This window comes from Nitrospirillum pindoramense, from assembly GCF_007827955.1.
Lineage (GTDB): Bacteria > Pseudomonadota > Alphaproteobacteria > Azospirillales > Azospirillaceae > Nitrospirillum > Nitrospirillum amazonense_B.
The window spans coordinates 444517-462725 of sequence record NZ_VITR01000003.1 but is presented as its reverse complement, the minus strand read 5'-3'; the positions used below and the strand labels follow the sequence as shown (position 1 = coordinate 462725).

The following is an 18209-nucleotide window of genomic DNA, read 5'->3' as shown; positions in this document are numbered from 1 at the left end:
ACGGCTTAGACGAAAGGCATACGGCGCTGGCGTGGCGCCGTGCCCAGGTCTAAAACAGTGCAAGTTTGTCCGGGGTCCGTGTCGGGCCGCGACTACCTTATCCCAGAGGCAGCAGGCTTATGTTCCGCCGACGTGAAAAAAGGCCGTTCGCTGAAGCCGTGAAGGAAACCTTCTGGCCGGAGATGGGCTGGCGCCGCGCCGGACGCTATTGGATGCACCGCGTCGGTCGCGTGCCGGGGACGCCCTATGGTATCTCCGCCGGTTTCGCCAGCGGTGTGGCCATGGCGATGACGCCATTCATGGGCGTCCATTTCCCCCTGTCCATCGCGCTGGCCTGGCTGTTGCGCGGGTCCATCGCCGCTTCGCTGCTGGGCACCTTGTTCGGCAACCCGGTGACGTGGCCCTTCATTTGGCTGGCCACCTACCGCCTGGGATGCTTCGTGCTGCACATGCACCCCGGCCACGGGCCCATGGAGCTGTCCTGGCACGTGTTGCGCCATAGCGCCTGGCAGGTCGTGGCCCCCATGACGGTGGGCGGCTTCCTGTCCGCCGCCCTGACCTGGCCCCTGGTTTTTCTGGTGCTGCGGCCCTTGATCGCGCGCTACAAGCATCATCGTATCGCCGCCAGCCACCAACATCCGGTCCTGGGCCATGAGCCTCGGCCGGCCGGAGACTGATATGACGTCTGAACCCCAGAGCCAGCGCTTGCGCCTGGGCGTCAACATCGACCACGTCGCCACCATCCGCAATGCGCGGGGCGGTGCCCATCCCGACGTGCTGCGCGCCGCCCACCTGGCCGCCGACGCCGGCGCCGACGGCATCACCGCCCATCTGCGCGAGGACCGGCGCCACATCCGGGACAGCGACATCGACCGCCTGATGTCGGAGATTTCGCTACCCCTGAACCTGGAGATGGCGGCGACGGAGGAGATGCTGGCCATCGCCCTGCGCCACCGTCCCCATGCCGCCTGTTTGGTCCCGGAACGCCGGCAGGAGCGCACGACCGAGGGCGGCCTGGACGTGGTTGGCGGTTTCGACCATCTTGCGCCCATCATCGGCCGGCTGAACGACGCCGGCGTGCGGGTGTCGCTGTTCATCGCGCCGGAGCGGGCGCAGTTGGACGCCGCCCACCGTATCGGCGCGCCGGTGGTGGAACTGCATACCGGCCGCTATGCCGATGCCGAGGACGCCGCCACCGTCGAGAGCGAACTGGCGCGCCTGGCCGAGGCGGCGGCCCATGCCGCCGCGATCGGGCTGGAATGCCATGCCGGCCACGGGCTGCGCTTCGACAATGTCGTGCCGGTGGCGGCCCTGCCGCAGGTGCGCGAGTTGAACATCGGCCATTTCCTGGTGGGCGAGGCCGTGTTCGTGGGGCTGGAGGCCGCCATCCGCCAGATGCGCGCCCTGATGGACGGGGCGCGGGCCACCTGATGATGGGCGCCGCTTTCCAGCCTGGGGCCCTGATCCTGGGCATCGGCAACGACCTGATCGACATCACCCGTATCGAGAAGACGCTGGCCCGTTTCGGCCAGCGCTTCGTCGAGCGGGTGTTCACCGATGTCGAACAGGCGAAATCGGAACGCCGTGCCAAATCCAATGGCCGCGCCGCCAGCTATGCCAAGCGCTTCGCCGCCAAAGAGGCCTGTTCCAAGGCGTTGGGCACCGGTTTCCGCGAGGGCGTGTTCCATAAGGACATGGGCGTCATCAACCTGCCCAGCGGCCAGCCGACACTATGTCTCACGGGTGGGGCCCTGGAGAGGTTGCGGGCGATGACGCCACCGGGCATGGTGGCGCAAATTTTTTTGACGCTGACGGATGAGCCGCCCCTGGCGGAGGCCTTCGTCATCATCACGGCGACCCCGGTTCCGGCCGGTGGCGTCGCCAACGGTATCGCTTGAAAATCCCGGTGGGCCCGCTAGATCGGTGCCACCCACTCTTACGAGGTTGTTTCGTTCCATGAGCCAGCAGAATGATCGCGTCAGCCGCGCGGCCCCCCAGCCCCAGGCGGAAAGCTGGGGCGACGTGGTGCGGACCGTCATCTACGCCCTGATCATCGCGCTCGGCGTGCGGACCGTGGCGTTCGAGCCGTTCAACATCCCCTCGGGCTCCATGATCCCGACGCTGCTCATCGGCGATTACGTCTTCGTGTCGAAGTTCAGCTACGGCTACAGCCGCTTCTCCCTGCCGCTGGCCCCGCCGCTGTTCCACGGCCGCATCTTCGGCAGCGTACCGGAACGTGGCGACGTGGTGGTCTTCCGCCTGCCGACCGACACCAGCCAGGACTATATCAAGCGCGTCATCGGCCTGCCCGGTGACCGCATCCAGATGATCGACGGCATCCTGCACATCAATGGCGAGCCGGTGAAGCGCGAGCGGATCGAGGACTACACCATGGAGACGCCGTTCGGCCGCCAGAGCGCCGTGCCGCGCTACATCGAAACCCTGCCCAACGGCGTCAAGCACACCATCATCGAGATCATGGGCGACGATGGCGGGCTGGACAACACGCCGGTCTACACCGTGCCCGAGGGCCACATCTTCTGCATGGGCGACAACCGCGACAACAGCCAGGACAGCCGTGTCCTGAACGTCGTCGGCTACGTCCCCTTGGAGAACGTGGTGGGCAAGGCGCAGTTCAAGTTCTTCTCGCTGGAGGAGGGTGTGCACTTCTGGGAGTTCTGGAAGTGGCCGACGTCCATCCGCTTCGGCCAGATCTTCAACAAGGCGCATTGACGCCATGGCCGCCTCCGCTGGCCCGCTGGACACCGGCGGCGCCGACATCGCGACCCTGGCCGAGGCCCTGGGGCACACCTTCACCGAGGCCAGCCACCTGCTGGAGGCGGTGACCCATCCCAGCGTGGCCGGCATCGGCCGCGGCCCCCGCGCCGCCACCGGCCATTACGAGCGGCTGGAGTTTCTGGGCGACCGTGTGCTGGGCCTGGTCATCGCCCAGTGGCTGCTGGAGCGTTTTCCCGAGGAGAACGAGGGCGGCCTGGCCAAGCGCCACACCGCCCTGGTGCGGGCCGAGGCCCTGGCCGGCGTGGCGGAGAGCCTGAACCTGGGCCTTTACCTGCGCCTGGCCCCCGGTGAATCCGACGCCGGCGGCCGCGCCAAGCCGGCCATCCTGGCGGACGCCTGCGAAGCGGTGATCGGCGCCCTGTACCTGGACGGTGGCCTGGACGTGGCCGCCGCCTTCATCCGCACGCATTGGGCGGGCCGCATCGACGCCGCCGAACTGCCGCCGGTGGAGCCCAAGACCGCCCTGCAGGAATGGGCCCTGGCCCGGGGGCTGCCGTTGCCGGTCTACGAGCAGGTGTCCCGAACCGGCCTGGACCATGAGCCGGTCTTCACCGTGCGCGTGGCGGTGCAGGGCAAGGGCAGCGAGGCCGCCAGCGGCCCGTCCAAGCGCGCGGCGGAAAAGGCCGCGGCGCTGGAGATGCTGAAGCGGCTGGGCTAAGGCCAACGGGCCATTGACGGCGGGGCTTCGTGCGGCATCCTGCGGTTGTTCAACCCGTCAGGAGTCGCCATGGCCCGCCGCCGTTTCGCTCAGGTTCTTGTGTTAAGCGGCCTGCTGGCCGCCGCCTTCGGCGCCAGGGCGCAGCCGGATGTCCATTCCATCACCCCCCTGGACATTCGGATCTTGCGGCCGGCCAGCGTGGTACCGGCCACGAACGGGCGCCATCTGGTGTTCGAGGCGCTGATCAGCAATTTTTCCCCGGTGCCCTTGACGCTGTCGGCCGTGCGCCTGGGCACGGCGGCCCAGCCAGCCGCCCTGGCGCGGATCGAGGGCACGGCCCTGGCGGACCTCCTGTCGCGGCCCGGCCGGCCGGCGGGGGAAGGGCAGCCCCCGGTGACGCTCATACAGGGCAACACCTTCGCCACCGCCCTGTTCGACCTACCTCTCGGCGGCGATACGCAGGTGGCGGACCTCCAACTCGCGCTCACCATCGCCCCGTTCAAGCCCGGCCTGCCGGACACAACGCTGAACACAGCGGTCGCCGTCCCGGTGGATGGGAGCCAACCGCTCGTCGTCTCGGCCCCCGTCGCCGGCACGGGGTGGGTGGCCTTCAACGGCCTCTCCGCCACCTCCATCCACCGGACCACCCTCATGGTGGTGGATGGCCAGGCGCGCGTGCCGGAGCGCTACGCCATCGATTTCATGAAGCTGACCGGGGACGGGCGGGAGTTCAGCGGAGACCAGGCGCGCAACGAGTCCTGGCCCGGCTATGGCCAGGCGGTGTTGGCCGTGGCCGATGGGGTTGTCGAGAGCGTGCGCGACGGGCTTCCGGACAATGTGCCCGGCCAGCCACCGGCGCAGAAGGTCACGCTGGACACGATTGCCGGCAACCAGGTGATCCTACGCTTGAAGGCGGGCGCGTACGCCGCCTATGCCCACCTTATCCCCGGCAGCATCCCGGTGCGGCCGGGGCAAGCCGTGCACCAGGGGCAGGTGCTGGGCCGGCTGGGCAATTCCGGTCAATCCGACGCCCCCCACCTGCATTTCCAGATGGGGGATCGCGGGCATATCGCGGCGGCCGACGGCCTGCCGTTCGTCTTCGACGCCTTTGCCCTGCTGGGTGTGGTGGCCGATACGGCCGCCGCCGACGCGGGCGGTGCCTGGACGCCAAGCCAGGCACCCCAGCCGCGCCATGGCCAGTTACCGGCGGAAAACGCGGTCATCGGCTTCTGAAGGTCACCCTCACAAGTTCTCGTGCGCGCCGGCCTCGCCGCGCAGCCAATAGCCGGACGCCCGCATCCAGGCCGCCGGATGCTTGAGTTCCTCCTGGACGAAGGCGCGCAGGCTCTTGGCCACGGTGGCCTCGGCCGCGATCCAGACATAGCCGTCGCCGGGCGGCAACCGGATGTCCTCCACCACGCGGCGCAGGCTGGCCGCGTCGTCCGCGCCATCGCGGTCGCGGGTGACCCAATGGGCGGTCCAGTGCGCCTTGGTCTCGATGGTCTGCCGTTCGGCGTCGGTGTCGATGGCGACGACGGTGTAGACGGGCACGCCCGCGCGCAGGTCCTCCAGCCGCCGGCCGATGGCGGGCAGCCCGGTTTCATCGGCGATCAGCAGGTACCAGTCGAAATCATCCGGCACGATCATGGAGCCGCGCGGGCCACCGATCTCCAGCGTGTCACCCACTTTGGCCGCCGTGGCCCAGGCCGTGGCCGGACCGGCGTCATGCAGGGCGAAGTCCAGGGTCAGGGTGCGGTCCGCCCGGCTGAAAGCGCGGGGGGTGTAGTCACGCATCACGGTTTCGCCATCCGCGCCGGTGAAGAACAGCTTGATGTGGTCGTCGGCGCCCCGGCTGTCGAAATCCGCCAAGTCGGGCGATGTCAAGGTGACGCGCAGCATCCTGGGCGTCAGGTGCGCCACGCTGGTCACGGTCAATGTGCGCCGACGGGTGTCGAAGCGCATGCGGCCGATTTGATGGCGGCCGATCTGGTGTCCTGTGTCGGGGACTGTCGCTGTGTCGGTCATCGTGGTTCCGTCTTGTCGTCTTTGGTGCCGGGTGGGGGGGGATCGTCGCCCAGGATTTCCGCCGCCGCGCGCCGCAGGATGGCCGCCAGTCGCCGGGCTTCCGCGGCGTCGCAGCCGCGCTTGCCATAGAGGGCCGACTTCAGGGCGTGGCGGGCCCGGTGCAATTCTTCGGAGGCCTCGGGATCGGCGTCGGTGACACCGGCGAACGCCTCGCGCACTTGCTCCATGCGCATGCCGATGCGGCGCAATGCCTCCAGGATGCCGATGGCGGTGCCGCGATGCCCCTCCAAGTGGGTCCGGCCGCTGTCGGTGATGCGGTAGAGCTTGCGGTTGCCATCCGGCTCCGCCGTGGCGCGGCCGATTTCCGCCAGGAAGGTCAGGGCCGGGTAGATGACGCCGGGGCTGGGGGTGTAGAAGCCGCCGGAGTGCTCTTCCACCGCGCGGATCAGCTCATAGCCGTGGGCCGGCTTGCGCTCCAGCAGTGCCAGGAGCAGCAGTTCCAGATCGGCGGATGACAGCTTGCGCCCCCCGGGCACACCGCCCCCGCCGCCCCAGAAGCCACCGCCTCCGCCGAAGCCGCCACCGTGCTTCCAATGATGCCACCCGCCGCGCCCGCCCATGGCCAGGTAAGGGGGATGGGATGTCGTATGATCGGAAAACATATCGTACGATATAGCGAACGATAGGTGGCCGACAAGAGGAGCCGGAAAAGAAAACGCCCCGGCGGGAAAGCCCGGCCGGAGCGCTTCGTCGCGGTCTCTGAGTGGTCCAGGCCGGCGACCGCAGGCCACGGAGATTTCTGGGGAGCGGCAGCGGACTGGAAATCGAGGACAAGGCAAGCGGGCGGATGCCCGCGCCCGCCGTTTGAGGGAACCTTAATGCTTCTTGCCCGGCACGGCCTCGACCGGGAAGGACTTGGGCAGGGCGATGCCCTTGGCGGCGGCCGCCTCGCGCAGCAGCACCGGCTGGTCGGAGATGATGCCGTCCACGCCCATATCGATCAGCTTGGCCATGTCTTCCGGCTTGTTCACCGTCCAGGGGATGACGGTCAGGCCCAGGCTGTGCGCCTCCTGAACCAGGGCGGCGTCGATGTCGGTGTAGAGCGGCGACCAGACCTTGCCGCCGGCGGCCTTCACCGCCTTGGGCACGCTGCCGCCATGGTCGATGGGGTCGAAGCCGGCGGTCCAGGGCAGCTTGGCGGTCAGGCTGACCGACGGTTCCCGCGGGTCCTGCTCCGTCAGGTAGACGGTGGGGATGGCGGGGGCCTTTTGCTGCACCAGTTGCAGGGTGCGCCAGTCGAAGGACTGGATCATCACCCGGTCCTCGAACTTCTCGGCCTTGAGCACGGCCAGCACCGTGTCCACGAAGACCTCCGGCGACGGGCTGTCCTCGGGATGGGTGGGGTCGATCTTGGTCTCGATGTTCATCTTCACGGTCTTGTTGCCCGACCGCTTCACCAGGTCGATGACCTCCTTCAGGGTGGGGATGGGCGTGCCGGGAATGGGGCGCTGGTCGGGGAAGTGGCTGCCGTAGGCGCTGCCGGGGCGCAGTTGGCCCACGTCGTACTTCTTGATCTGGTCCAGCGTCAGGCTGAAGAAGGACGGGGTGGGGGCGGTGACGTAGGCACCGTCCGGCCCCTTGGCCAGGTCCGGGTTCAGGTGCCGTTCGTGCGAGATGATGACGGCGCCGTCCTTGGTGATGTTCATATCCATCTCCAAGGTGGTCACGCCCAGCGACAGGGCGTGGGCGAAGGATTGCAGCGTGTTTTCCGGCCACAGGGCGCGGCCGCCGCGGTGCGCCTCGATATCCAGGTCGCGGGCATCGGCCAGGGCCGGAAGGGCCAGGGCGGGCAGGGCGATGGCCGTGGCCAGCAGGGCGCGAAGGGCCAAGCGGCGCAGGGCCGGACGGTGCGGCAGGGACATGGAAGCGGGCTCCTGATAAACTGTACCATCAACCGGCCGGAACCGGTGGGATCGAGCTATACCGTGCACCCAGGCTAAGCCCCTGTTAAATTTCCAAGGCGTTAAATCTCCAAGGCGCTGCCGTGTGGGCGCGCGTTCGCGCAATCCTTGGATGCCGCGCCGCCGCTGGCGCCCGAGGGCCGCCTGTGTCATGAAACGGGCCTGTCGCGGTGGGCGGGCGCAAGGGCGTTCGGGCCCACCGTTCTTTTTGAGGATTTGAGAGTAATGAGCGACGTCGAACACGGCCAGGAAGGCCTTCCCCCCGATGAGGACAGCGTGGCCGGCGCCGCGCATGAGGATCAGCACGCGGGCGAAGGGGACCACCAGGCCGACGGGGTCGACGGTGACGAATTTGAGGACGAGGACGATTTCGAGGACGACGAAGACGACGAGGGGGAGGAGGGCGCGCCCCTGGCCCCCATGCGCTGCGGTTTCGTCGCCCTGGTGGGCGCCCCCAACGCCGGCAAGTCCACGCTGCTGAACGCGGCGGTGGGCAGCAAGGTGTCCATCGTCAGCCCCAAGGTGCAGACCACCCGGTCCCGCGTGCTGGGCATCGGCATGCACGGCCGCGCCCAGATCCTGTTCGTCGACCTGCCCGGCATCTTCACGCCCAAGAAGCGGCTGGAGCGCGCCATGGTCGCCGCCGCTTGGAGTGGGGCGGAGGATGCGGATTTGGTGGCCGTGCTGGTCGACGCCTCGCGCCGTGTGGATGACGACACCAACGGCATCGTCGAGCGCCTGAAGGAGAGCAAGCGCAAGGCCATCCTGATCCTGAACAAGATCGACCTGATCCCGTATGAGCGGCTGCTGGAACTGGCGGCCCGCTTCAACGAGACGGGCGTGTTCACCGACATCTTCATGATCTCCGCCCTGACCGGCGACGGCCTGACGGACTTCCTGGACAAGCTGGCCGCCCGCTTGCCGGAAAGCCCCTGGCTGTATCCAGAGGACCAGCTGTCCGACATGCCGCAGCGCCTGCTGGCAGCGGAAATCACGCGGGAGAAACTGTTCCTGCAACTGCACCAGGAACTGCCCTACGCCGTAGCGGTGGAGACCGAGGCGTGGGAGGAGTTCGAGGACGGCTCCGTCAAGATCTCCCAGATCGTCTACGTCCAACGTCCCAACCAAAAGGCCATCGTGCTGGGCAAGGGCGGCAGCAAGATCAAATCCATCGGCGCCGCCGCCCGTGTAGAGTTGGAGGAAATCCTGGACCGCCGCGTGCACGTCATGCTGTTCGTGAAGGTGCGCGAGGATTGGGCGGAGAAGCCGGACAGCTACAGCCAGTGGGGCCTGGACTTCAACGCGTAAAAGGATGCGGCTCGGTGCCCCCCGGAAATTCCCGGGGGTTATCGGGTGTAGTCATGCACCGTTGGCGTCCAGCGCGAGGGGCGGCTAAGGGACGTCAGGTCCATGTCGCGGCGCTTGGGGCGGGGCATGCCCTTGGAAAAGAACCAGCCCTGGCCCATGGCGCAGCCCAGGGTGCGCAGGCGCAGCACCTGTTCGGCGGTTTCCACATGCTCCGCGATGGCGGCCACCTTCAGGCCCCGGCACAGCGCCAGCATGCTGACGACGATGGATTCCTCGCGCTGGCTTTCACACATGCGGCTGACGAAGGAGCCGTCGAGCTTCAGATAGTCGAACTCCAGCGCGCGCACGTAGGTGAAGGAGGCCATGCCGGCGCCGAAATCGTCCAGGCAGACCGGAAAACCGCGTTGTCGCAGGCCGTTCAGGACGGTGCGGGCGCGCGGCAGATCGTCCAGGCGACCGGTTTCCGTGATTTCGAACAGAAGGCGGCCGGCCAATTTCGGGCGCATCGACAACTGGGCCAGCAGCGCCTGCATGAACAGGTCGGATGAGACCGACGCCGCCGACAGGTTCACCGCCAGCGAGATGTCGGGCGATGCCGCCTCCAACTCCCGCATCGCCATGGTGCAGACCGCCATGTCCAGGTCGTTGATGATGCCCACCTCCTCGGCGAAGGTGATGCAGGGGCCCGGCCGTTCCCCATTGATGCGGCACAGCACCTCGAAGTGATGCACCCGGCCGCTGTCCAGGTCATGGATGGGCTCGAAGGACAGGGCCAGGCGGCTGTCCCGCAGGGTGCCGCGCAGCCTGGCCAGCCGGCCCATGGCGTCGCGGGCGAACTCGGCCACCAGGGAGGATGATGAACTCAGCGCCTCCATACCCTTGATGCCATCCTCCGCGAAGCGGCGGAGCGCGTACAGCATGAGCCGGCCCCGGTCGGCCTGGCTCAGCGCCTGCTCCTTGGCATCCATGGTATGGGCGTCGACCTCCAGAGGCTGGTCCAGGCCCAGGTCCTGGGCCAGCTGGGCGATGTCGCGGGTGATGAGGTCGGCCAGGTCGGTCGGCGTCATGACGCCGAAACGGTCCTCCGCCAGTCGCCCGGCGACGGCCTCCGGTCCACCGTACTGCCGCAGCACGGCGCCAATCTCGACCATCAGCTGACGGTCCTGGTCCTGCGTCAGATGGGCGCGTATTTCCCGCAGGTTGTTCATCTGCACCAGCGTCAAGGACGCCAGAGCCCCGCCATCCACCGATGCGAGGGTGCTCATGGCCGCCTTGGTGAAGGCGCTGGGGGCGAGCAGCTGCGTTTGAGGATCGACATCGCCCGCGGCCGGTGGGGCCAGGGGCGGCTCATGACTGCCGATCTGGCTCAGGGTGATGTTCAGCAGGGGGGAGTCCTGCATGCGGTAGGCGGCCATGGTGCAGGGCAGGGCGCCGCCATCGCGGTGGCGCAAGCGGATCAGCCGCGGCGGCGCACGGTCATTCTCCCCCAAGGTCACCAGGATGCGCCGCACCAGCGCCTGGTCCGCCGGAACCAGATACCCGAACAAGGGTTGTTCCAACAGATCGGTATCCGCCACGCCCATCAGCGCCAGGCACGCGCCCGTCGCGAAATGAATGATTCCCTGCGCATCCACCTCAAGCAGAAGGTCAGCGTTGGCGAAGGCGAAACCAAGGTAACGCTTGGTGCGTTTCATTCATCGTACCTTACGTTGAGCGCCGGCGCAGGACTTGGTCGCCGATCCCCATCGGCCGCTGACCGGGTCTTATAAGCTTTCGGAGGACAATGCCGGGATGTGAGCCATGAGGTCGCAGCTCATGCCGCCGACCAAAACCTATCCCTTGGTATATTTTATACGGAAATTTCCGCAAAAATATAGTCGAAAGTTGGTGGTGCCCATCAATGGCTGCGCTGTGGCGGAATAGTTCGCCTGAATCAACATCCCCTGCACTGCCTGAGGGCTGAGTATTATTTCAGAAAATTTTATAGAACATTTTAGATAATTGCCCGTTTTCTGGGGCGCCTTGCTGAAATTATGGTTAACGGAAGCGTGCGACGCCTTCAAGGGTGTGATGTGACCCCTTGACCCTCCCATGATAGGAGGGTCTATCACTACCGGGCATCGCGTTTTGAGGAGACAGAAATGTCCCATGCGGCCTCCACCGTCCCATCCCCCCGCGCCGTCGATATCGCCATCGGCGGCATGACCTGCGCCGGCTGCGTCCGCCGTGTGGAGAAGGCCATCTCCGCCGTTCCGGGCGTGGCCGCCGCCGCCGTGAACCTGGCCACCGGCCGCGCCCATGTGGCGTTGGCCGAAGGGGGAAAACTGCCCGATGTGGTCGAGGCGATCGCCAAGGCCGGTTACGACACCGGCACCCATACCGTGGATCTCGCCATCGGTGGCATGACGTGCGCCGGCTGCGTGGCGCGGGTGGAAAAGGCGCTGCGCTCGGCGCCCGGCGTCGTCGTCGCCACCGTGAACCTGGCGACGGAGCGGGCTGCCGTGACGCTGATCGACGGCGCCGACAGCGCCGCAGCGACGGCGGCCGTGACCCGGATCGGCTATGACGCCCGCCTGGTGGACCAGGAGGACACGACCCGCCAGGCGGACCGGGAGACGGCGGCCCGCGCGGCGGAGATAAGGGCCTTGCGCCGGGCCGTGGCCATGGCCGCCGTAGCGACCCTGCCCCTGTTCGCGGTGGAGATGGCGCGCCATGCCATACCGGACGTCCACCACTGGCTGGCGGTGACGGTGGGGGAGCAGCCCTGGCGCTGGGTCAGCCTGGTGCTGGCAGCCTTCGTATTGGCCGTGCCGGGGGGGCGCTTCTTCGCCAAGGGTGTGCCCAACCTCGTACGGGCCACGCCGGACATGAATTCCCTGGTGGTGCTGGGGGCGGGCGCGGCCTTCCTCTATTCCGCCGTGGCCACGGTGGCGCCCCTGGTCGCCCCCGACCTGCTGCCCCGCGGTACCGACAACGTCTATTTCGAGGCGGCGGCCGTCATCGTGACACTGATCCTGGTGGGCCGCCTGTTCGAGGCCAGGGCCAAGGGCCGTACATCCGAGGCCATCAAGCGCCTGCTGACCTTGCAGGCCAAGACGGCGCGGGTGGAGCGCGACGGCCAGACGGTCGAGGTGCCCATCGCCCAGGTGGCGGTGGGGGACGTGGTGCTGGTGCGCCCCGGTGACCGCGTGCCGGTGGATGGCGCGGTGCTGGACGGGTCCTCTTTCGTGGACGAAAGCATGATCACCGGCGAGCCGCTGCCGGTGGAAAAAGGGCCTGGCGCCGCCGTCGTCGGCGGCACGGTCAACAAGACGGGCTCCTTCCGGTTCCGGGCGGAGAAGGTGGGGGCGGCCACGTTGCTGTCCCAGATCGTGCGCATGGTGGAAACGGCCCAGGGCGCCAAGCTGCCCATCCAGGCGGCGGTGGACCGGGTGACGGCCTGGTTCGTGCCGGCGGTCATGGCGGCCGCCTTGCTGACCTTCGCTGGCTGGTATTTCCTCGGGCCGCAGCCCCAGCTCAGCTACGCCCTGGTCAACGCCGTGGCGGTGCTGATCATCGCCTGCCCCTGCGCCATGGGGCTGGCCACCCCCACCTCCATCATGGTGGGCACCGGCAAGGCGGCGGAACTGGGCATCCTGTTCCGCCAGGGGGATGCCCTGCAGGGCTTGCGCGACGTGCGCGCCGTGGCCTTCGACAAGACCGGGACCCTGACCCTGGGGCAGCCGACCTTGACGGACCTGATGGTCGAGGAGGGCTTCGACGAGCATGAGGTGTTGCGCCTGGTGGCGGCGGTGGAGGCGCGGTCCGAACATCCCATCGCCCAGGCTGTCGTAGCGGCGGCGCGGGCGCGTGGCCTGGTGCCGCCCGGGGTGGACGGCTTCCAGGCGGAGGCGGGGTTCGGCGCGCAAGCCCGGGTGGAGGGCCATATCGTGGCCGTGGGCGCCGATCGCTACATGACCCGCCTGGGCGTGGGCGTCGCCCCCCTGGCCGATGCGGCGGCAAAGCTGGCCGCCGACGGCCGCAGCCCGCTTTACGCCGCCGTTGATGGCACGCTCGCCGCCATCCTGGCGGTGGCCGACCCGGTGAAGCCGGAGGCGGCGGACGCCGTGCGGACGCTGCACCACGCTGGCCTCAAGGTCATCATGGTGACGGGCGACAACCGGCGCACCGCGGAGGCCGTGGCCCGGACGCTGGGCATCGACGAGGTGGCGGCGGAGGTACTGCCGGAGGGCAAGGTGACCACGGTCAAGGACCTGCAACAACGGCACGGCCACATCGCCTTCGCCGGCGACGGCGTAAACGACGCCCCGGCCTTGGCCACCGCCGACGTCGGCTTGGCCATGGGCGCCGGCACCGACATCGCCATCGAGGCGGCGGACGTGGTGCTGGTGCGAGGGGACCTGCGGGGCGTGGCCACGGCCATCGGCCTCAGCCGCGCCGTGCTGGGCAACATCCGCCAGAACCTGGCCTGGGCCTTCGGCTACAACGTGGTGCTGATTCCCCTGGCTGCCGGGCTGTTCTATCCGCTGACCGGCTGGCTGCTGTCGCCCATGGTGGCGGCCGGCGCCATGGCGCTGTCCAGCGTCAGCGTCCTGACCAACGCCCTGCGCCTGCGGCGTTTCCGTCCGTCCTGAGGGAGGGGATCATGAACATCGGCCAAGCCGCTAAGGCCTCGGGCGTCAGCGTCAAGATGATCCGCTATTACGATGAGGTTGGCCTGGTCCGCCCGTCCGGCCGGTCGGAAGGCAACTACCGCGAATATGAGGCCCGGGAAGTGAACGAGCTGCGCTTTGTCAGGCGCGCCCGGGGCCTGGGATTCGACATGGCGGAAATCGGCCAGTTGCTGTCGCTGTGGCGCGACCGCGACCGGTCCAGCCGCGAGGTCAAGTCCATCGCCCAGCGCCACCTGGACGATTTGGACAGCCGCATCCGCGAAATGCAGGCCATGGCCGATACCCTGCGCCATCTGGCCCATTGCTGCGCCGGGGACGACCGGCCGGACTGCCCCATCCTGGAGGATTTGGGTGGCGAAGATCTGGGCGGGGACGATCTGGTCGGGCCGGCGCCCCACGCCGCTCACACCACCTTGTAAACCCGGATGAGCACGGCGTGCCGCTCCGGCGGCAGACCGTGGACGGTGCCGACGAAGATGCCGCGGTTCAGCCAGGCGTGGGGCCCCTCGGGCGCGGTGAAGTCCAGGACGGAGTAGGCGTAGGGCGCCTTGCCCGGCGGCGCGTCGATGACCGCCCGGTTGTTCACGGTGATGATGGCGCCGTCGTCGGTCTTCAGTTCATAGAGGGCGTTCAGCAGCAGCACGCCGTCGGGCCGGCTCAACTGCCGGTCGGCACCACCAGCCAGCACGGTTCCCCGGATGCGCGGCCCCTGGAACACCCCGCCGGTAATGGGGATGATGCGGCGCTCCCCCAGCGGCGATTTGCCCAAGGGTACAATCGGGTCCAGCTCGACCACGGCCTCATAGGTGAACTCGGTGGCAGGCAACTGTAGGGGCACGGTGCTGAGCGGGGTGGGGGGCGCCGCCGGGGACGCAGCATTGGCGGATTCCGCCATGGTGGTCTGGGCGACCCCGGCTGTCGCCGCCACCTGCAACAGCGTTCGCCGGTCCATCGTGCCCACCTTTTCCATCCCCATCTCCCTTACTTATTTACGTTAATAATTATCAACAAGTATGGTTTGCAGGCAATGCCCTTGCCCATGGTGGCCGATAGTGCCATCGCCTCGACATTTCCGGCCGGCCTGCGCACACTCACGCCCATGGACGTCCTCTTCCGATTACCAGGCGCCGCGCGGCGCGATCCCGAGGTCGACGCCTGGTTTGCCCAGGGCGATCCCCTGCGTCTGATGATCCAACCCTGGTTCGAGGCCTTGCGCGGCTGCGGCCCGGACGTGCGTGACCTGATCCATGATCGCCAGCCCACGGCCTGCGTGGGCGATGCGGCCTTCGCCTATGTCGGCGCTTACACAGCGCATGCCAGCGTGGGCTTCTTCCACGGCGCCGATCTGGACGATCCCACCGGCCTGCTGCAGGGGACGGGAAAGCGCATGCGCCATGTGAAGCTGCGCTGGGGCCAGGACCATGACGCGGTGGCGCTCAGGGCGCTGATCGCCGCCGCCTACCAGGACATCCGGCGGCGGCTGCAACATTAGGGACGCACGCCCGGGGTAATCTCATCGCCCCTTGGGGGGCAATCCCTTCAGGGCCGACACCCCGGCCAATGCCTCCCGTTCCCGCCGCCGGCCGTCCATCATGTCTTCCACCGCCTCCTTGGGCAGGGGCGGGGCGAAGTGATAGCCCTGGCCGTACTGGCAGTGCAGGCCGCGCAGGAACTCGGCTTCGGATTCCTTTTCGATGCCCTCGGCGATCACCTCGAGGTCCAGGGCCTGGGCCAGCAGGGTGATGATGCGGGCGATGGCGCTGCGGCGGTCGCTTTCGCCGGCGGCGCGCACGAAGCTGCGGTCGATCTTGAGCGTGCCGATGGGATAGCGGTGCAGGTAGCTGAGCGAGGAGAAGCCGGTGCCGAAGTCGTCGAGCGACAGCTTCACGCCCTTGCTCTTCAGCGCCTCCATGATGCCCAGGCAGCGGCCGGGGTCGTCCAGCAGCAGGCTTTCCGTGATTTCCAGCTTCAGCGTGCCCGGGGTGATGCGATGGGCCGCCAGCGTCTCCGTCACCGCCGCCACCAGGTCGTCCTCCATCAACTGGCGGCCGGACACGTTGACGCTCATGAACAGGTCGGGACTGAAGCGGCCTTGCCATTCCGCCAGTTGGCGGGTGCCCTCGGCCAGGGCCCAGCGCCCCATCTTCAGGATCAGGCCCGTCTCCTCCGCCAGATGGACGAAGTCGCTGGGCGGGATCAGGCCGCGCTGGGGATGAAACCAGCGCATCAGCGCCTCGAACCCCGCGATGGTGCCGTCGCGCAACCGCACGATGGGCTGGTAGAACAGGCGGAACTCGTGATCCTCCACGGCGTGGCGCAGGTCCGATTCCAGGCGCAGGCGGGTCAGGGCCCGTTCGCGCAGGGTGTCATCGAACATCTCCACCCGGCCGCGGGCGCTGGTCTTGGCCCTGAACATGGCCAGGCCGGCGTCCCGCAGCATGTCGGCGGCCGAGGCGTAGCCCGACCCCGACAGGGCGATGCCGGCGGTCACGCTCATCACCACCTCATCCCCGTTGGGCAGGGCCAGCGGCTTGGCCACGGCGGCGGCCAGGCGCTCCGCCGCGTCCACCGCCGCCTTCACGTCCAGCACGCCATCCATCAGCACGCCGTATTCGTCGGCCGACAGGCGCGCCACCGTGTCACCGGCCCGGCGGGCGTCGTCCAGGCGCTGGCCCACGGCGCACAGCACCTCGTCCCCCACCAACGGGCCCAGGCTGTCGTTCACCGTCTTGAAATGGTCGATGTCGAAGATCATGACCGCGAACTGCGCCTCCTCCGGCCGGCGGCGGCGCCCCAGCGCCTGGCCGATGCGGTCCAGCAGCAGCATGCGGTTGGGCAGGCGGGTCAGGCCGTCATGGAAGGCGTCGAACAGCAGTTGCTGCTCCGCCCGCTTGCGCGCCGTAATGTCGGTCATGGAGCCGGCCATGCGGATGGCCTCGCCACTTTCATCCCGGATGGCCACGCCCCGGATCAGCACCCACAGTTCACCGCCACCGGCGTGGCGGGTGCGCACCTCCTCCTCCAGGTGGGCGCTGCCGCCGGCGATATGGGTTTCCATCGCCGCGCGCAGGCGGGGGCGGTCCTCCCCGTCGATCTGGGCGTACCAATCCTCCATGCTGCTGGTCCGCGCGCCGCCACCGATGCCCAGCATGGCCGTCCAGCGGGAGGAACAGTAAAGCTCGTCCGACGCCACATGCCAGTCCCACAGGCCGTCGTTGGCGCCCTGGGCGGCGAGGGCATAGCGCTCCTCGCTCAGGCGCAGTTGCTCCTCGGCGTTCTTGCGGTCGGTGATGTCGCGGTGGGCGCCGACGATGCGGATGGGCTCCCCCTCGTCATCCAGCACGACGATGCCGCGACACATCATCCACAGCACATGGCCGTTGCGGTGGGTCATGCGATATTCGATCTGGAAGGGCTTGCCCCCGGCGCTGGCTTGGGCGTCCAAGGTGGCCTGCAGCCAGATCAGGTCATCCGGGTCAACCCGGCTCAGCCATTCGTCGGGGGAGGTGCCGATCTCATGCTCGGCATAGCCCAGCAGCGCCTTCCAGGACTCGGCGTAATAGACCCGGTCGGTGCGCAGATCCCAGTCGTACAGGCCCTCATTGCTGGCTGCCGCCGCCAGGCGATAGCGCTCCAGCGTCAGCCGTTCGTCATGGTCCAGCGCAGGGGGCGTCGACACCGGGCTTGGCGCCGGCGCGCCTTTGACCGGGGCGGGCTTACCCGCACTCATGTCATCACCGGCGTGGCGCCGCGCACCACGACCCAACCGCGTAGTGAACCCACCTTCATGGTCCAACGATTTCCAATAGATGGGCTGTGCACGCGGGCGCTCGGTTCAAGGGTTATCAATAGAGGGTATACTAAAAAGCGCTGCGGCGACACCTGTGGTCTGATGCGGGCCATGGGAGCATTGGCATATGCCCGGAGGGGCGCGATCTGCTAAAACGCCTGCATGGAATGGACTGACGACGCCATCGTGCTTTCATCCCGCCCGTTCGGCGACACCGCCGCGCTGGTGGTGGCGTTGACGCGTGAGCATGGACGGCACGCTGGCGTCCTGCATGGCGGCCAGTCCCAGCGGTACCGCGGTGTGCTGGAACCGGGCGCCCAGGTCGCCGTCCGCTGGCGCGCCCGCACGGCTGACCAACTGGGCACCTGGACGGTAGAGCCCGTGCGCTCCCCCGCCGGGCTGTACCTGGACGACCCCCTGCGCCTGGCGGCCATTGTCGCCGCCGCCGCCCTGATGGATGCCGTCCTGGCGGAACGGGAGGCCCATCCGGGCCTGTACGATGCCACGCTGGCGCTGTTCCAGGCGCTGGACCTCGACATTTGGCCCGCCATCTACGTGCGGTGGGAGGTCGGCCTGCTGGAGGAGGTGGGCTTCGGCCTGGATCTGACGCAGTGCGCCAGCACCGGCCAGCCCGTGGGCACCCCGAACGACCAGTTGGCCTATGTCAGCCCCCGCACCGGCCGCGCGGTTTCCCTGTCGGCGGGGGAACCCTATCGCGACAAGCTGCTGCCCTTGCCGGGCTTCCTCATCGGGCTTGGCTTCCAGGGCGGCGGCGAAGAGGACGTGGCGGCCGGCCTGCGCCTGACCGGCCATTTCCTGGAACGGCATGTCTTCGCCCAACGGCATGCCGAGGTGCCCCCGGCCCGCCAGCGCCTGGTGGAGCGTTACTTGCGAGCGAACGGTCTTCCCGCACCCCGTGTTGAGGGGGCGGAATCAAGGGAACCCTAAGTTTCCCACCGGCTGCACCACGGCTGGCAATCGGTCCACCATATCTG

Annotated in this window: 17 protein-coding genes; 11 read left to right on the top strand and 6 right to left on the bottom strand. The window is 68.2% G+C overall.

Translation table 11 applies throughout. From position 1 onward, the window contains the following. The first annotated feature begins 119 nt into the window (after positions 1–119). The 6 genes from FBZ90_RS07075 to FBZ90_RS07050 all read left to right on the top strand — a co-directional run bounded on the left by FBZ90_RS07075 (position 120) and on the right by FBZ90_RS07050 (position 4690). Complete coding sequence (locus tag FBZ90_RS07075; RefSeq protein ID WP_145730366.1) at positions 120–677, top strand: DUF2062 domain-containing protein; 558 nt, start codon at positions 120–122, stop codon at positions 675–677. Between the two features lies 1 nt (position 678). Then, positions 679–1431 carry a pyridoxine 5'-phosphate synthase gene (locus FBZ90_RS07070; RefSeq protein ID WP_145730364.1) on the top strand — a complete coding sequence of 251 codons (753 nt, stop codon included), beginning with the start codon at positions 679–681 and terminating at the stop codon, positions 1429–1431. Beyond that, a complete protein-coding gene (gene acpS / locus FBZ90_RS07065; protein ID WP_420872585.1) occupies positions 1431–1898 on the top strand; it encodes a holo-ACP synthase in 468 nt (155 codons plus the stop codon). The genes FBZ90_RS07070 and acpS overlap by 1 nt, the downstream gene beginning before the upstream one ends. A gap of 58 nt (positions 1899–1956) precedes the next feature. Beyond that, complete coding sequence (gene lepB / locus FBZ90_RS07060) at positions 1957–2733, top strand: signal peptidase I (protein ID WP_145730362.1); 777 nt, start codon at positions 1957–1959, stop codon at positions 2731–2733. A 4-nt stretch (positions 2734–2737) separates the two neighbouring features. Beyond that, positions 2738–3457: a ribonuclease III gene (gene rnc, locus FBZ90_RS07055; protein ID WP_145730360.1), complete on the top strand. Its 720-nt coding sequence runs from the start codon at positions 2738–2740 to the stop codon at positions 3455–3457. A gap of 69 nt (positions 3458–3526) precedes the next feature. Beyond that, positions 3527–4690, top strand: coding sequence for a M23 family metallopeptidase (locus tag FBZ90_RS07050; RefSeq protein WP_145730358.1), 1164 nt, complete (start codon positions 3527–3529; stop codon positions 4688–4690). A 9-nt stretch (positions 4691–4699) separates the two neighbouring features. On the opposite strand, the gene FBZ90_RS07045 is transcribed toward FBZ90_RS07050, so the two are convergent. The 3 genes from FBZ90_RS07045 to FBZ90_RS07035 form a co-directional block, all read right to left on the bottom strand. Continuing rightward, positions 4700–5482 (bottom strand): siderophore-interacting protein, encoded by a 783-nt coding sequence (locus FBZ90_RS07045; RefSeq protein ID WP_186455646.1) that lies wholly within the window; start codon positions 5480–5482, stop codon positions 4700–4702. After that, positions 5479–6144: a PadR family transcriptional regulator gene (locus tag FBZ90_RS07040; RefSeq protein ID WP_145730356.1), complete on the bottom strand. Its 666-nt coding sequence runs from the start codon at positions 6142–6144 to the stop codon at positions 5479–5481. The genes FBZ90_RS07045 and FBZ90_RS07040 overlap by 4 nt, the downstream gene beginning before the upstream one ends. 213 nt (positions 6145–6357) lie before the next feature. Beyond that, positions 6358–7404, bottom strand: a complete 1047-nt coding sequence (locus FBZ90_RS07035; protein WP_145730354.1) for a glycerophosphodiester phosphodiesterase — start codon at positions 7402–7404, stop codon at positions 6358–6360. Positions 7405–7863: 459 nt separating this feature from the next. On the opposite strand from FBZ90_RS07035, the gene era reads away from it, so the two are divergent. Next, a complete protein-coding gene (gene era, locus FBZ90_RS07030; RefSeq protein ID WP_246130203.1) occupies positions 7864–8751 on the top strand; it encodes a GTPase Era in 888 nt (295 codons plus the stop codon). Positions 8752–8789: 38 nt separating this feature from the next. Here the strand turns inward: era and FBZ90_RS07025 are convergent, their stop codons facing one another. After that, positions 8790–10445, bottom strand: a complete 1656-nt coding sequence (locus FBZ90_RS07025; protein WP_145730350.1) for an EAL domain-containing protein — start codon at positions 10443–10445, stop codon at positions 8790–8792. Positions 10446–10892: 447 nt separating this feature from the next. On the opposite strand from FBZ90_RS07025, the gene FBZ90_RS07020 reads away from it, so the two are divergent. Further along, positions 10893–13385 carry a heavy metal translocating P-type ATPase gene (locus FBZ90_RS07020; RefSeq protein ID WP_145730348.1) on the top strand — a complete coding sequence of 831 codons (2493 nt, stop codon included), beginning with the start codon at positions 10893–10895 and terminating at the stop codon, positions 13383–13385. Between the two features lie 11 nt (positions 13386–13396). Next, a complete protein-coding gene (gene cueR, locus FBZ90_RS07015) occupies positions 13397–13843 on the top strand; it encodes a Cu(I)-responsive transcriptional regulator (protein WP_145730346.1) in 447 nt (148 codons plus the stop codon). On the opposite strand, the gene FBZ90_RS07010 is transcribed toward cueR, so the two are convergent. Then, on the bottom strand, positions 13828–14394 hold the full coding sequence (locus FBZ90_RS07010; RefSeq protein ID WP_246130196.1) for a DUF3237 domain-containing protein: 567 nt from the start codon (positions 14392–14394) through the stop codon (positions 13828–13830). The two genes, cueR and FBZ90_RS07010, sit on opposite strands and share 16 nt — an antisense overlap. A gap of 57 nt (positions 14395–14451) precedes the next feature. Here FBZ90_RS07010 and FBZ90_RS07005 point away from each other — a divergent pair, with 57 nt between their 5' ends. Beyond that, positions 14452–14916, top strand: a complete 465-nt coding sequence (locus tag FBZ90_RS07005) for a DUF1801 domain-containing protein (protein WP_246130195.1) — start codon at positions 14452–14454, stop codon at positions 14914–14916. A gap of 21 nt (positions 14917–14937) precedes the next feature. On the opposite strand, the gene FBZ90_RS07000 is transcribed toward FBZ90_RS07005, so the two are convergent. After that, positions 14938–17103 (bottom strand): putative bifunctional diguanylate cyclase/phosphodiesterase, encoded by a 2166-nt coding sequence (locus tag FBZ90_RS07000; protein WP_246130194.1) that lies wholly within the window; start codon positions 17101–17103, stop codon positions 14938–14940. Between the two features lie 273 nt (positions 17104–17376). Here FBZ90_RS07000 and recO point away from each other — a divergent pair, with 273 nt between their 5' ends. Further along, positions 17377–18162 carry a DNA repair protein RecO gene (recO, locus tag FBZ90_RS06995; RefSeq protein WP_145730339.1) on the top strand — a complete coding sequence of 262 codons (786 nt, stop codon included), beginning with the start codon at positions 17377–17379 and terminating at the stop codon, positions 18160–18162. Positions 18163–18209 lie beyond the last annotated feature (47 nt).

Coding starts and splice junctions, on each gene's coding strand:
- FBZ90_RS07045 (WP_186455646.1), bottom strand. CDS start 5,482: ATGACCGACACAGCGACAGTCCCCGACACAGGACACCAGATCGGCCGC.
- recO (WP_145730339.1), top strand. CDS start 17,377: ATGGAATGGACTGACGACGCCATCGTGCTTTCATCCCGCCCGTTCGGC.
- FBZ90_RS07020 (WP_145730348.1), top strand. CDS start 10,893: ATGTCCCATGCGGCCTCCACCGTCCCATCCCCCCGCGCCGTCGATATC.
- cueR (WP_145730346.1), top strand. CDS start 13,397: ATGAACATCGGCCAAGCCGCTAAGGCCTCGGGCGTCAGCGTCAAGATG.
- FBZ90_RS07040 (WP_145730356.1), bottom strand. CDS start 6,144: ATGTTTTCCGATCATACGACATCCCATCCCCCTTACCTGGCCATGGGC.
- FBZ90_RS07070 (WP_145730364.1), top strand. CDS start 679: ATGACGTCTGAACCCCAGAGCCAGCGCTTGCGCCTGGGCGTCAACATC.
- rnc (WP_145730360.1), top strand. CDS start 2,738: ATGGCCGCCTCCGCTGGCCCGCTGGACACCGGCGGCGCCGACATCGCG.
- lepB (WP_145730362.1), top strand. CDS start 1,957: ATGAGCCAGCAGAATGATCGCGTCAGCCGCGCGGCCCCCCAGCCCCAG.
- FBZ90_RS07005 (WP_246130195.1), top strand. CDS start 14,452: ATGCCCTTGCCCATGGTGGCCGATAGTGCCATCGCCTCGACATTTCCG.
- FBZ90_RS07025 (WP_145730350.1), bottom strand. CDS start 10,445: ATGAAACGCACCAAGCGTTACCTTGGTTTCGCCTTCGCCAACGCTGAC.
- era (WP_246130203.1), top strand. CDS start 7,864: ATGCGCTGCGGTTTCGTCGCCCTGGTGGGCGCCCCCAACGCCGGCAAG.
- acpS (WP_420872585.1), top strand. CDS start 1,431: ATGATGGGCGCCGCTTTCCAGCCTGGGGCCCTGATCCTGGGCATCGGC.
- FBZ90_RS07050 (WP_145730358.1), top strand. CDS start 3,527: ATGGCCCGCCGCCGTTTCGCTCAGGTTCTTGTGTTAAGCGGCCTGCTG.
- FBZ90_RS07035 (WP_145730354.1), bottom strand. CDS start 7,404: ATGTCCCTGCCGCACCGTCCGGCCCTGCGCCGCTTGGCCCTTCGCGCC.
- FBZ90_RS07010 (WP_246130196.1), bottom strand. CDS start 14,394: ATGGAAAAGGTGGGCACGATGGACCGGCGAACGCTGTTGCAGGTGGCG.
- FBZ90_RS07075 (WP_145730366.1), top strand. CDS start 120: ATGTTCCGCCGACGTGAAAAAAGGCCGTTCGCTGAAGCCGTGAAGGAA.